Origin of the sequence: Mesorhizobium sp. M0802 (assembly GCF_040320115.1) — a bacterium.
In the GTDB taxonomy this organism is placed as follows: Bacteria; Pseudomonadota; Alphaproteobacteria; order Rhizobiales; family Rhizobiaceae; genus Mesorhizobium.
The window spans coordinates 22,075-36,057 of record NZ_JAMYOY010000015.1 but is presented as its reverse complement, the minus strand read 5'-3'; the positions used below and the strand labels follow the sequence as shown (position 1 = coordinate 36,057).

The 13,983-nt window shown below is 62.6% G+C and carries 11 protein-coding genes and 1 riboswitch; of the genes, 8 read left to right on the top strand and 3 right to left on the bottom strand.

Translation table 11 applies throughout. The annotated features are described in order from the left end of the window. Positions 1–9: 9 nt before the first annotated feature. Both dnaE and NKI10_RS20490 read right to left on the bottom strand, forming a co-directional pair. Positions 10–3,537, bottom strand: coding sequence for a DNA polymerase III subunit alpha (dnaE, locus tag NKI10_RS20495; RefSeq protein WP_023751521.1), 3,528 nt, complete (start codon positions 3,535–3,537; stop codon positions 10–12). A 253-nt stretch (positions 3,538–3,790) separates the two neighbouring features. Continuing rightward, entirely contained in the window at positions 3,791–5,803 is a 2,013-nt protein-coding gene (locus tag NKI10_RS20490; protein ID WP_352861696.1) for an acetyl-CoA carboxylase biotin carboxylase subunit, read from the bottom strand. A gap of 237 nt (positions 5,804–6,040) precedes the next feature. Between NKI10_RS20490 and NKI10_RS20485 the strand changes: the two genes are divergently transcribed. The 6 genes from NKI10_RS20485 (at position 6,041) to NKI10_RS20460 (ending at position 10,916) form a co-directional block, all read left to right on the top strand. Beyond that, positions 6,041–7,168 (top strand): S-(hydroxymethyl)glutathione dehydrogenase/class III alcohol dehydrogenase, encoded by a 1,128-nt coding sequence (locus NKI10_RS20485; protein WP_023667586.1) that lies wholly within the window; start codon positions 6,041–6,043, stop codon positions 7,166–7,168. A 122-nt stretch (positions 7,169–7,290) separates the two neighbouring features. Further along, the gene (gfa, locus tag NKI10_RS20480; RefSeq protein WP_023735314.1) at positions 7,291–7,860 is read left to right on the top strand and encodes an S-(hydroxymethyl)glutathione synthase; all 570 of its coding nucleotides are present in this window, start codon (positions 7,291–7,293) and stop codon (positions 7,858–7,860) included. Positions 7,861–7,923: 63 nt separating this feature from the next. Beyond that, entirely contained in the window at positions 7,924–8,397 is a 474-nt protein-coding gene (locus NKI10_RS20475) for a YaiI/YqxD family protein (RefSeq protein ID WP_023735313.1), read from the top strand. A 21-nt stretch (positions 8,398–8,418) separates the two neighbouring features. Further along, positions 8,419–9,111, top strand: coding sequence for a DUF1345 domain-containing protein (locus NKI10_RS20470; protein ID WP_352861693.1), 693 nt, complete (start codon positions 8,419–8,421; stop codon positions 9,109–9,111). 136 nt (positions 9,112–9,247) lie between these two features. Beyond that, a complete protein-coding gene (locus tag NKI10_RS20465) occupies positions 9,248–10,123 on the top strand; it encodes a cytochrome b/b6 domain-containing protein (RefSeq protein ID WP_352861691.1) in 876 nt (291 codons plus the stop codon). 1 nt (position 10,124) lies between these two features. After that, positions 10,125–10,916 (top strand): molybdopterin-binding protein, encoded by a 792-nt coding sequence (locus tag NKI10_RS20460; RefSeq protein WP_023681588.1) that lies wholly within the window; start codon positions 10,125–10,127, stop codon positions 10,914–10,916. A gap of 151 nt (positions 10,917–11,067) precedes the next feature. Here NKI10_RS20460 and NKI10_RS20455 read toward each other — a convergent pair whose 3' ends face one another. After that, positions 11,068–12,069 (bottom strand): hypothetical protein, encoded by a 1,002-nt coding sequence (locus tag NKI10_RS20455; protein WP_023751525.1) that lies wholly within the window; start codon positions 12,067–12,069, stop codon positions 11,068–11,070. Between the two features lie 199 nt (positions 12,070–12,268). Further along, a riboswitch (glycine riboswitch) is annotated at positions 12,269–12,355 on the top strand. A 149-nt stretch (positions 12,356–12,504) separates the two neighbouring features. Between NKI10_RS20455 and gcvT the strand changes: the two genes are divergently transcribed. Further along, on the top strand, positions 12,505–13,605 hold the full coding sequence (gene gcvT / locus NKI10_RS20450) for a glycine cleavage system aminomethyltransferase GcvT (RefSeq protein WP_023828674.1): 1,101 nt from the start codon (positions 12,505–12,507) through the stop codon (positions 13,603–13,605). Positions 13,606–13,610: 5 nt separating this feature from the next. Beyond that, complete coding sequence (gene gcvH / locus NKI10_RS20445; RefSeq protein ID WP_023725711.1) at positions 13,611–13,979, top strand: glycine cleavage system protein GcvH; 369 nt, start codon at positions 13,611–13,613, stop codon at positions 13,977–13,979. Positions 13,980–13,983: the final 4 nt, after the last annotated feature.

The following is a 13,983-nucleotide window of genomic DNA, read 5'->3' as shown; positions in this document are numbered from 1 at the left end:
CAGCGCAGCCTAGACGAGCTCGACTTCGACCACACCCGGCACCGCGCGCATGGCCGACGCGATCTGCGGCGAGATGCGGTAGCGGTTGGGCAATTCGATCTCGATCTCGCCCTGCGCCTCTTCTTTGATGACGATAATGCTTACCTGACTTTCCCCACGCTGGGTAAGCTGCGATTGAATCGCCGACGCAGGCCCGTCATTTCGAACGAAGATGCGCAGCGCCTTCTGGATACGGCTGGCCTCATCCTCCAGCGACTGCACCGTCTGGATGCGCAGATTGACCCCTTCGGGCCTATCCTCGGCCGAAACGGTGATCACCACCGAACGTCCGGGCTCGAGCAGATCGCGATACTGCGCCAACCCTTCCGAAAACAGCACGGCTTCATATTGGCCAGATGTGTCGGAAAAGGCGATGACGCCCATCTTGTTGCCGGTTCGGGTCTTGCGCTCCTGCTTGGTGGTGACGGTGCCGGCGAGCCGGCCCGCGGCGGCACCGCGTTTGACCGCAGCCGAGAACTCGCCCCAGTTCTGCACGCGCATCTTCTGCAGGGCCGCCTTGTACTCGTCGAGCGGATGCGCCGAAAGATAGAAGCCGACGACCTGGAATTCACGGTGCAGCCGGTCGGCGGCAAGCCACGGATCGGTCTGCGGCAAATTGAGCGCCTGCTGCTGCGCGCCGAGCGACGCGCCGAAAATGTCGTGCTGGCCCGAAATGGCATTCTGCTGCGCCAGCGAAGCCAGCCCCATCATCCGTTCGACGCCGGCCATCATCTGGGCGCGGTCGTGGCCGAAGCAGTCGAGCGCGCCGGCCATGATCAGGCTTTCGAAGACGCGCTTGCCGACGATCTTGGGATCGACCCTTTCACAGAAATCGGCGAGATTCTTGAACGGCTTTTCGCCGCGCATGGCGACGATGTGCTCGACCGCAGCGTCGCCGACGCCCTTGAGGGCCGCCAGCGAATAGTAAATGCGGTTCTCGCCGACCTCGAAATTGCGGAAGCTGGTCATCACCGACGGCGCCACCACCTCGATGCCGAGACGCAGCGCATCCTGGCGGAAATCGGCGAGTTTGTCGGTATTGCCCATGTCGAGCGTCATCGACGCCGCCAGGAACTCGACGGGGTAATGCGCCTTGAGATAGGCGGTCTGGTAGGACACGACGGCGTAGGCGGCCGCGTGCGATTTGTTGAAGCCGTAGTCGGCGAACTTGGCCAGAAGGTCGAAGATGAAGTCGGCCTGCGGCTTGCCGACGCCGCGTTCGACCGCACCGGTGACGAAGCGCTCGCGCTGCTTGTCCATTTCGGCGCGGATCTTCTTGCCCATCGCGCGACGCAGCAGATCGGCTTCGCCGAGCGAATAGCCCGACAGTTCCTGCGCGATCTGCATCACCTGTTCCTGGTAGACGATGACGCCTTGCGTCTCCTTCACCAGATGGTCGATCTTGGGATGGATCGATGCCATCTCCTCTTCGCCATGCTTTCTGGCGTTGTAGGTCGGGATGTTCTCCATCGGGCCGGGACGGTAGAGCGCCACCAGCGCGATGATGTCCTCGATGCAGTCGGGCCGCATGCCGATCAGCGCCTTGCGCATGCCGGCACTTTCCACCTGGAACACACCGACCACTTCGCCGCGCGACAGCATGGCGTAGGTTTCAGGATCGTCGAGCGGGATCGTCGCCAGGTCGATCTCGATGCCGCGCCGGCGGATCAGCTTCACCGCCGTCTCCAGCACCGTCAGCGTCTTCAGGCCGAGGAAGTCGAATTTTACCAGCCCGGCCTGCTCGACATATTTCATGTTGAACTGGGTGACCGGCATGTCGGAGCGCGGATCGCGGTACATCGGCACCAGTTCCGACAAGGGCCGGTCGCCGATCACGATGCCGGCGGCGTGCGTCGAAGCGTGGCGGTAGAGCCCTTCCAGCTTTTGCGCCATATCGAGCAGCGTCTGCACGATCGGCTCCTTCTCGGCCTCCTCGGCAAAGCGCGGCTCGTTGGCGATGGCATCCGCCAGCTTGACCGGATTGGCCGGGTTCTGCGGCACCATCTTGGAGAGCTTGTCGACTTGGCCGTAAGGCATTTGCAGCACGCGGCCGACGTCGCGCAGCACCGCGCGCGCCTGCAGCGTACCGAAGGTGATGATTTGTCCCACCTGGTCGCGGCCATATTTCTGCTGGACGTAGCGGATGACCTCTTCGCGCCGATCCTGGCAGAAGTCGATGTCGAAGTCGGGCATCGACACGCGGTCCGGATTGAGGAAGCGCTCGAACAGCAGCGAGAAGCGCAGCGGATCGATATCGGTGATGGTGGTGGAATAAGCGACCAGCGATCCGGCGCCCGAACCACGGCCCGGCCCGACCGGAATGCCTTGCGCCTTCGCCCATTTGATGAAGTCGGCCACGATCAGGAAGTAACCGGGAAATTTCATCTTCTCGATGATGGAGAGCTCGAAATCGAGCCGCTCGCGGTATTGTTCGACCGTGTAGCCGGCGGTGGGTCCATGCGCCGCCAGCCGGGCGTCGAGACCTTCATGGGCCTGCCGGCGCAGTTCATCGGCCTCCGCTTTCAGCGCCACCTCATTGTCGGCGACATCGCCGCCGGTAAAGCGTGGCAGGATCGGATTGCGGGTCTTGGGATAATAGGAACAGCGCAGCGCGATCTCGACGGTGTTGTCGATCGCTTCCGGCAGGTCGGCGAACAGCCGCGCCATATCCGCCTGGCTGCGCAGGAAATTGTCCGAAGTCAGCCGGCGACGGTTGTCGGCGGCAACCACCGAACCCTCGGCAATGGCGATCAGAGCATCATGCGCGTCATAGTCGTCGCGGGCGGCGAAGAACGCCTCATTCGTGGCGACCAGCGGCAGATCATGGATATAGGCAAGGTCGACCGATGATTTCTCGATAGCGCGGTCATAACCGGAAACACGGTCCAGCTCGACATAGAGCCGGTCGCCGAACAGCGCCTTGAGTGCCAGAAGCCGCGTCTCGGCAAGATCTCGGCGATCCTCCTTCAGCGCCCGGCCGATCGGGCCGCGCGGCCCGCCGCTGAGGCAGATCAGGCCATCGCTATGGCCTTCCAGCATTGCTGACGTCAGATGCACGGGCTCGCCCGGCGGCGTCTCCAGATAGACCTGGCTGACCAGCCTGACGAGGTTGCTGTAGCCGGCCTCGGTGGCGGCGAGCAGCACCACGGCGTGCATCTCCGGACCATGGCGGCGGCGGTCGCGCTGCGCGTCGCTGGTCTCGCCGGAAAAGGCGAGATCGATCTGGCAACCGATAATCGGCTGGATGCCTTCCTTCACCGCCTTCTGGGCAAATTCCAGCGCGCCGAACAGATTGTTTGTGTCGGTGACTGCGATTGCCGGGCACTCGTCCTTGACGGCATGACCGACAACGGCGGCGACCTGCAAGGCGCCCTCGAGCAGCGAATACGCCGAATGCACCCGCAGATGGATGAACGGCCGCGCCGGCGCCTCCGGGCGCGCAGCAGCGAGCGCTGCTTCGCGCCTCAGGGGATCGCGTGGAAGTTTGTCATCCGCCATGATGTTTCAAATTGCTCGAAGGGCTTTGAGTCGATGGAGATGTATTGTCCCGGACCGGGCGATGCCAGTCCAGCACAAATGACCACCGACCACAGGCTTCCGTACCCAGCCGCACGGCTCAGCGATTGTTTCGAAATTCGAGTCATATGATGGTGGTTCCGAGAACCGGAGCGCAGCGGCCATTGGTCCGTGAGCACGGGAAGCGCAGAAACCACCTTCAGATGGCCGCCGGAGTAGAATTTCCAAACAATCTCTAGGCGAACTCCATGATCACCGCATCGACAGCCAGGCTGTCACCCGGCTTGGCGTTGAGCTTCGACACGACAAGATCGCGGTCGGCGCGCAGCACGTTTTCCATCTTCATCGCCTCGACCACGGCCAGCGTCTCGCCGGCCTTGACCTCATGCCCCTCGGCAACCGCGATCGACACGACCAGGCCCGGCATCGGGCAAAGCAGCATCTTGGACGTGTCCGGCGCCACCTTCTCCGGCATCAGCCTTTCCAGTTCAGCCGTGCGCGGCAGCATGGCGCGCGCCGTTACCGATATGCCTTTCCAGGCAATGCGCAGGCCGTTCGGCGCCGGCCTGATCTGCGCCGTGACCTTGCGGGCACCGACAGTGCCGCGCCAGATGAGGTCGCCCGGCCGCCAGTCGGACGCCACCGTCAGCGCCTTGCCGCCATCGACCGACAGATCGATTTCCATCGGAATGGAGATCATGCCTTCCAGGATCGAAGCTTGGAGATAGTCCTCACCGAGCTTCACCACCCAGTCGCGCTTGAGCGTGCCTGAATGCGGCGCCAGACGGCCGCCCAGCCGGTCGAGCCTGTCGCGGCGCAGAAGCTCGACCGCCGTGGCGATCGCGGCCAGCACTGCCTTTTCGTCATCGTCCGGAACGATCGGTGCGAAACCGTCAGGATATTCCTCGGCGATGAAGCCCGTCGATATCCGCCCCTCGCGCCAGCGCGGATGCTGCATCAGCGCCGCCAGGAACGGAATGTTGTGCTCGATGCCGTCGACGACGAAACTGTCCAGAGCTTCCGACATGGCGTCGATTGCCGCCAGCCGCGTCGGCGCCCAGGTGCAGAGCTTTGCCACCATCGGGTCATAGAACATCGAAATCTCGGAGCCTTCGGTCACGCCGGTGTCGTTGCGGATGACGATGTCGCCGAACGTGCCCTCCTCCGGCGGCCGGTAGCGCGTCAGCCGGCCGATCGACGGCAGGAAATTGCGGTAGGGATCCTCGGCATAGAGCCGGCTTTCCACCGCCCAGCCCTTCAGCTTGACGTCACTTTGCTTGATGCCGAGCTTTTCGCCGGCGGCAATGCGGATCATCTGCTCGACCAGATCGATGCCGGTGATGAGCTCCGTCACCGGATGCTCGACCTGCAATCGTGTATTCATTTCAAGGAAATAGAAGTTCTTTTCAGCATCGACGATGAACTCGACGGTGCCGGCACTCTGATAGTCGACCGCCTTGGCCAACGCCACGGCCTGTTCGCCCATCGCCTTGCGCGTCTTGGCATCGAGGAATGGCGACGGCGCCTCTTCCGCGACCTTCTGGTTGCGGCGCTGGATCGAGCATTCGCGCTCGCCGAGATAAAGCGCGGTGCCATGCGCGTCGGCCAGCACCTGGATTTCGATATGGCGCGGATCGACGACGAACTTTTCGATGAAGACGCGGTCGTCGCCGAACGAGCTTTTGGCCTCCGAACGCGCCCGGTCAAAACCGTCGCGCACTTCCGATTGGCTCCAGGCGATGCGCATGCCCTTGCCGCCGCCGCCGGCCGAGGCCTTGATCATCACGGGATAACCGATCTCGCCGGCGATCTTTTCGGCATGGTCGGCATTTTCGATGACACCAAGCCAGCCGGGAACCGTCGACACCTCAGCGGCCTTGGCGAACTTCTTCGATTCGATCTTGTCGCCCATCGCCTTGATAGCCTTGGGTTTCGGACCGATGAAGACAATGCCCTCAGCCTCAAGCGCTTCGCAGAAGGCGGCCCGCTCCGACAGAAAACCGTAGCCGGGATGCACGGCCTGCGCGCCCGTCTCCTTGCAGGCAGCGATGATCTTTTCAGGCAGAAGATAGCTTTGCGCGGCAGGCGATGGCCCGATATGCACGGCTTCGTCGGCCATTTCGACGTGCACGGCGTCGCGATCGGCGTCGGAATAGACCGCTACCGTGGCAATCCCCATCCTGCGCGCCGTCTTGATGACGCGGCAAGCAATCTCGCCGCGATTGGCGATCAGGATTTTCGTGAACATCGAAGGCGTTTCCTCGGTCTTTCGTCCTTCTTATGGGCTTCGGCAGCCGGGCTCAAGCACCGCCGGCAGCGCACCCATCAAGACACTCCCTGCCCGCCAGGCCCGTGCCGAGGGGCGAAGGTTGGGCTCGCCGACGACTGGGCCAAGATTTGCGCCATATTTGGTCGCCAAATCGTGTTGAAACAGTATAAAAACCCTGAAAGCCTGAAGACCAATCGCCTTGGGAGGAATTGCCTGATGAAAACCCGCGCCGCTGTCGCTGTCGCCGCCGGAAAGCCGTTGGAAATCATGGAGGTCGACCTCGACGGACCGCGCGAAGGCGAGGTGCTGGTCGAGATCAAGGCGACCGGCATCTGCCACACCGACGAGTTCACTTTGTCGGGCGCCGATCCCGAAGGTCTGTTTCCGGCAATCCTCGGCCATGAAGGCGCTGGCGTTGTCGTCGATGTCGGCAAGGGCGTCACCTCGGTCAAGAAGGGCGACCACGTCATCCCGCTCTACACGCCGGAATGCCGGCAGTGCCCGTCCTGCCTGTCGCGCAAGACCAATTTGTGCACCGCCATCCGCGCCACGCAGGGCCAGGGCCTGATGCCGGACGGCTCGTCGCGCTTCTCGATCGGCAAGGACAAGATCTTCCACTATATGGGCTGTTCGACCTTCTCCAATTTCACCGTTTTGCCCGAGATCGCCGTCGCCAAGGTCAACCCGGACGCGCCCTTCGACAAGATCTGCTACATTGGTTGCGGCGTCACCACCGGCATCGGCGCGGTCATCAACACCGCGAAGGTCGAGCAAGGCGCGACTGCTGTCGTCTTTGGTCTCGGTGGCATCGGCCTCAACGTCATCCAGGGCCTGAAACTCGCCGGCGCCGACATGATCATCGGTGTCGACCTCAACAACGACAAGAAGGCATGGGGCGAGCGCTTCGGCATGACGCATTTCGTCAATCCGAAGGAGATCGACGGCGACATCGTTCCTCACCTCGTCAACCTGACCAAGCGCGGCGCCGACCAGATCGGCGGCGCCGACTACACATTCGACTGCACCGGCAACACCAAGGTGATGCGCCAGGCGCTGGAAGCCTCGCATCGCGGCTGGGGCAAGTCGGTTATCATCGGCGTGGCCGGCGCCGGCCAGGAGATTTCGACCCGGCCGTTCCAGCTGGTCACCGGCCGCACCTGGATGGGCACCGCCTTCGGCGGCGCGCGCGGCCGCACCGACGTGCCGAAAATCGTCGACTGGTACATGGACGGCAAGATCCAGATCGACCCGATGATCACCCATTTGCTGAAGCTTGAGGACATCAACAAGGGTTTTGATCTCATGCATGAGGGCAAGTCGATCAGGAGCGTCGTCGTTTACTAAGTGCGATCAGCAAAAGTGGCGCCCGGTTTTGCGTCCGATCGCACACCAAACGGAGGAAGAACAAGCCGCCGACCGAAGGGCCAGCGACTGAAGTTGCACAGGTTCAACAAGGGAGGAAGACAATGCCTGAGAAACTGCATCCCAAAATCGACAATGGCTTGCCAAAGGAGAGCGCAAGCTTTGCCGGCGGCACGCTTGTCTGCGCCTGCACCAGCAAGCCGGTGAAGGTGAAGGTCAAGGGCCAGATCGCGCACAACCATGCCTGCGGCTGCACCAAATGCTGGAAGCCTGACGGCGCGGTGTTCTCGGTCGTGGCGGTCGCCGGCACGGGCGACGTCACTGTCACCGAGAATGGCGACAAGCTGAAAGTGGTCGATCCCTCGGCACTCATCCAGCGTCACGCCTGCACCGGCTGCGGCGTCCACATGCACGGGCCGGTCGAGCGCGACCATCCGTTCAAGGGCCTGTCCTTCATCCATCCCGAACGCTTCGAGGAAGACGGCTGGTCGCCGCCAGGCTTCACCGCCTTCGTGTCGTCGATCATCGAATCCGGTGTTGCCCCCAAGCGCATGGACGGCATTCGCGGCCAGTTGAAGTCGATCGGGCTTGAACCCTATGACTGCCTCAACCCCGGCTTGATGGACTATATCGCCACCTGGACGGCGAAGAAGTCGGGCGCACTACCGGCCTGACAGTACGAGATTTCTGCCATGGGGCCGGGTAACATGCCGGCCCCATGTTCGTTTGGAGAGACAATGCCCGCACCCGCTATCTACGTAGACGCCGACGCCTGCCCGGTGAAAGCCGAGGTCGAGAAGGTCGCCGAGCGCCATGGCGTGGTCGTCACCTACGTCTCCAATGGCGGGCTGCGTCCGTCGCGCGATCCTATGATCCGCAACGTCGTCGTCTCTAAAAGCGCCGATGCCGCTGACGATTGGATCGTCGAGAACGCAAAACCCAACGACATCGTGATCACCGCCGACATCCCGCTTGCCGCTCGCACCGTGGCGCTCGGCGCGCATGTGCTTGGGCCAACCGGCCGGCCGTTCACGCCGGAGACCATCGGCATGGCGGTTGCAATGCGCGATTTGAAGCAGCATCTGCGCGAAACCGGCGAGAGCAAGGGCTACAATGCCAGCTTTGCGCCACAGCATCGCTCGCGTTTCCTGGGTGAGCTCGACCGTATCTTGCGGCGGGCTCTGAAATCCGTCACACCCGACCAGACGTGAAGCATCATCCGAGGTCGGGCTATGGCCGACACATCGCCGAATAACCCCTTGCAGCGGCACAAGCAGTTCTTTGTGTCGCTAGCCGTCGGTCTGGTCGTATTTGCCGCGGTATTGCCTTTGATTGGATCGCTCCCCGTCTCCACGCGGCTTGCTTATTCGATTTCGATTGCCGCCGATGCGTTCTTCGTCGTCTTCATCGCGCTCGTCATCGCCAAGATGCCGCTGCTGTCCGGCCGCTATCTCAGCAAGAACGCGCGCGAACTGGACCTCCCAGTGCTGGGCATCTTTGCCATCACGCTCGGCATCGTCGCCATGGCCATTGTCCTGCTGTTCCTTTTGATCAATCACAAGGATCGCGACCCCATCGAACTCGGCTTCGCCATGCTGTCGATCCCGCTTGGCTGGTTCACCATCCATGCCATGGCCGCCCTCCACTATGCGCATGTCTACTGGATGGACGGCGACGCGATCGATGCCGAAACCAAGAAGAAGATACCGGTCGGCGGCCTCGATTTTCCCGGCAGCAAACGGCCGGACGGTTGGGACTTTCTCTATTTCGCGACGGTGATCGGCATGACCGCGCAGACCGCCGACACCGCGATCACGACCTCGCATATGCGCCGCGTGGTGCTTGTCCATTCGATCCTGTCGTTCTTCTTCAACGCCGTCATCGTCGCCGCCGTCGTCAATCTCGCGGTGAGCCTCGGCAATTGAGTATCCGTGCCCGCGATAAACCCGTGCCCGTAATAAAAACGTGACCGCATGAAACATCGCTTTCGATAGCGACGTATTGGGAGGACAAGGACGAGCGCGGCCATCCCAGGATCGCGCAGCCGGAGGCGAGGAAAAGATGGAAACCATTACCATGAGTCAGCCCGGCGCAGGCGTCGATGCCGCCTCCACGAAGGATGCGACGCTGATCTACCGGCAATCGCGCTGGACCCGCCTGACGCACTGGCTGTGGGCGATCTCGCTGTTCTTCATGCTTTTGTCCGGCCTGCAGATCTTCAATGCCCGGCCGCAGCTCTACATCGGCAAGCAATCCGGCTTCGAGTACAACAACACCGTCTTTGCCATCGGCGCCGAAAACACCGCCACCGGCCCGCGCGGCTATACCGAAATCTTCGGCCATCGCTTCGACACCACAGGCGTGCTCGGCTGGTCGGGCCCGGCCGGGCAGCAAACGTCGCGTGCCTTCCCGTCCTGGGCGACAATCCCGTCCTATTACGATCTCGGCACCGCCCGCGTCGTGCATTTCTTCTTCGCCTGGATACTGACAACCACCTTGGTCGTCTGGCTGGTCGCCAGCCTGGTCAACGGCCATCTGCGCCGCGATCTGGCGCCGCGCCTTGACGATCTCAAGCGGCTGCCGCAGGACATCATCGAGCACGCCAAGCTCAGGTTCCACCACACACGCGAATACAACACGCTGCAGAAAATGGCCTATGGCGGCGTACTGTTCGTGCTGTTGCCTCTCATGATCATCACCGGCCTTGCCATGTCGCCGAGCATGAACTCGGTGCTGCCCTGGCTCAACGAACTGCTCGGCGGAAGGCAGACGGCGCGCACCATCCATTTCACGGTGATGGTGCTGCTGGTCGGCTTTTTCATCGTCCATATAATGATGATCCTCGCCGCCGGCCCGATCAACGAACTGCGCTCGATCATCACCGGCTGGTACCGCACCGATCCGCCAAGGCATGGCGACACCGAGAGGAGTGCGTGAGATGGCCAAATTCCAGATCAGCCGCCGAAAGTTCCTGACGGGCGCCGGCCTCGGCGTTTCCGGCATCATGTTGTCGGGCTGCGATGCCTTCGACAGCCAGCTCGGCATGGGCGACGGCCTGCGCAGTTTCCTCGAAAACGCCAATGGCCTGACCTACCGCGCGCAACGCTGGCTTGCCGGCCGCGATGCTCTGGCGCCGGAATTCACCGAGGCCGACATCCGCCAGCCGCAGCGGCCGAACGGCGTCACCGCGCCCGACGATGACACCTACAAGGGCCTGCTCGCCAACAATTTCGCCGACTGGCGGCTGGAGGTAACGGGCCTGGTCGAAAAGCCGCTGTCGCTCAGCCGCGAGCAGTTGGAGAACATGCCGAGCCGCACGCAGATCACCCGCCACGACTGTGTCGAAGGCTGGAGCTGCATCGCCAAATGGACCGGCACCCCGCTGTCGCTGGTGCTCGACCAGGCTGTGGTCAAGCCGCAGGCCCGCTATGTCATGTTCCACTGCCTCGATACGATCGATCGCAGCCTCTCCGGGGAAATCAAATATTACGGCACCATCGACCTGATCGATGCCCGCCACCCGCAGACGATCCTCGCCTACGGCCTCAACGGCAAGCCGCTGCCGGTCGAAAACGGCGCGCCGCTGCGCGTGCGCGTCGAACGACAGCTCGGCTACAAGATGCCGAAGTATCTCTACAAGATCGAGCTCGTCGACAGTTTTGCCAATATCGGCGGCGGCCGCGGCGGCTATTGGGAAGACAATGGCTATGACTGGTATGGCGGGATTTGATGGCCTCGCATTCTGACCGAGCACGATCTGACTCCGACCGAACCGAGCTTGCCTGAGGAAGCCGGTTTCGATCGCGTGGCCGAACTTGGCGATTGGCCTGAAGACACTCCAATATCGTCCTCTGCAAAACGGTCGCAGAAAACGGCGCGGCTTAAGCAACCTTGTCGAGCAGTGGCTTGAGCGCCGGATGTATCTCCGGCGAGGCGAGTTTGATCAGCGTCAGCAGCGCGCGTTCATTGTCACGCAGCGGGCGGTCGGTGCCGATGCGATCGGCCAGCCATTTCGCCTCGCTGGCGTCGATCGTCTCGGCGCGGCGCGCGAGTGCCTCGGCGGCACGGTTCTTCGACTCCCATTCGGCCTCGATATCGCCGGGCGAACGATAGGCTTCCATGATGCCGGCCAGTCCGCCCGACACCATGCGGCTGAAGAAGCCACCAATTTCGGGCTCGACCTGGTCCAAGAAACTGTCACGACGCAGCGCCACATCGCGCGTCGGCGCTTCGTAGCCGGCCGAACACATGACGAAATTGGCGAGCGCCTTGACGAACAGGTCGTTCCAGGACGGGTCGTTGTGGGTCGCTGCGGTCTGCTCGTTGATCTGGAACAGCACCTCGGCCTCAACCCGTGTGATGGCGATGTTACCGTCGCCGCCATAGGCATGGAGAATGCGGCGCAACAGATCGACCTCTGCCTTGGCGACCAGCCCGGGAACCAGCGCGCCGCCGAGCATCAGTGGTCCCTTGCCGTCGACCACCGCGTTGGCGACCTGCTCGAGCGCATAGGCGGAGAGCCGGCCGGGCGATGATTTCGCCCTTTCCAGCACATGCACCAGCAGCTCCAGTTCGGTCACACTGTCGACCATTCCGTCGCGCGAGATGGTCTGGATCAGCCAACCGGCATTGTCTTCAGAGATATAGCCTGCCGGCTTTTCCTGGTGGACGATGTAGTCGGTAACGGCCTCGACGAAGAATTCAGGCCATTGCGGACATTTGTCCGTCGCTGTCGCATCGAGCGCGAACAGTGCTTCAGCCTCGCCGCGCGTCACCACGCCGTCGGCGAACACTTCGCGACGCAGCATGACGACATCTTCCGCCGTGATGCGGTCCTTCGAGGCCAGCCCCGCCACCGGCGCGCTCCCGATCCGTTCGCCCATCTGTCAATCCCCATCCGCCGTGCCCAACGCAATTGCCGGCCAAACCGTCAGCCCAGAATATCGCCATTGTCTTGAAAAACCGGCAAACGGCGTGGTTAGCGAAGACTGTAAAGACGCCGCGCTTTACGTGTCGCTGGCAGGTGACAAGGTGTCGCCGACAAGCTATGGATGGCGCGTCGAGGGCTTAAGTTTTGAGTCCTACCTGTTTGCGGGAGAGAGCAGCGCGAGCTGCCGCCGAAGGGGAAATCGCCCGAAATCTCTCAGGCAAAAGAACCGTAGACGGGAAAGACACTCTGGAAAGTCGGGGCTTGCCCCCGCGCCGAAGGTGTAAGCGTCGCCGACAGAGTTCCGGTTGCGCGAGTCTCTCAGGCTTCAGACAGAGGGGCACGGACTGGTCGCCAGCAGCGGCCGATTGCGTGCGACTCTGGAGATGACATGACGGGCGACGACACCAAACACCTTCCTCTCGAAGATCTGCACACCGCCGCCGGCGCACGCTTTGGCGCCTTTGCGGGCTGGTCGATGCCGCTGACCTTTCCGGCCGGCGTGATGAAGGAGCACCTTCACACCCGCGAACATGCCGGCCTGTTCGACATTTCGCATATGAAGCTGTTCGAGATCAGCGGACCGGGCGCTGCGGCACTGCTCAACCGCGCCAGTCCGCTCGATGCCGGCGCGCTTGAGATTTCACAGTCCAAATATACCTTCTTCCTCAACGAGGCCGCCGGGATCATCGACGATCTGATCGTCACCCGGCTCGGCGCCGAGCGCTTCATGGTGGTCGCCAACGCCGGGAATGCGGTCGAGGACGAGAAGCATTTGCGTGCGCTGGCGACCGATTTCGACGTGAAGGTCGATGCGCTCGATCGCGTCTTCCTGGCGATCCAGGGGCCCGAAGCCTGGGCTGCCTTGTCCCGCGCCGGCATCGAGACCGGCTCGCTCTTGTTCATGCATGGCATCGAGCCGAAGCAAAACTGGTTCATGAGCCGCTCCGGCTACACCGGCGAGGACGGCTTCGAGATCGGCCTGCCGGAGGCGGATGCGCGCGCTCTGGCCACGAAACTGATCGAGGACGAGCGTGTGTTGTGGATCGGCCTTGCTGCCCGCGACTCGCTGCGGTTGGAGGCCGGCCTGTGCCTGCACGGCCAGGACATCACGCCGGAGATCGATCCGGCGAGTGCCGGCCTGATGTGGGCGATCCCCAAAGATCTCCGCGCCGGCGGGTCCTTCATCGGCGCCGATGCGCTGCGGTCCATCCTGGAGCGCGGGCCGTCGCAAAAGCGCGTCGGCCTGAAGCCGGACGGCCGCCAGCCGGTGCGCGCCGGCGCTGCTTTGTTCGATGCCGACGGCGATCCGGCCGGCTACGTGACATCAGGCGGCTTCGGCCCGTCGGCCGGCCATCCCGTCGCCATGGGCTATGTGTCAACGGCCTTGGCCAAGCCGGGCACGAAACTGTTCGCCGACGTTCGCGGGACGAAAATCCCGGTCGATATCAGTTCCTTGCCCTTCACTCCTCATCGCTACCGCAAAGGATAATTCCGATGGCAAAAACCTATTTCACACAAGATCACGAATGGCTGAGCGTCGAGGGAGGCATCGCCACCGTCGGGATAACCGACTATGCGCAGGAACAGCTTGGCGATCTCGTCTTCGTCGAACTGCCTCAAATCGGCACCAAACTCAGTAAGGGCGACACCGCCGTGGTCGTCGAATCCGTCAAGGCGGCATCCGATGTTTATGCGCCGGTTGATGGCGAGATCACCGACGCCAACGGCGCGCTGTCCTCGGACCCGTCGCTGGTCAACTCCGCTGCGACCGGCGACGGCTGGCTGTGGAAGATGATGCTCGCCGACGAAGGCCAACTCGCAGGCCTCATGGATGAGGCCGCCTACAAAGCCCATATCGGTTGATATC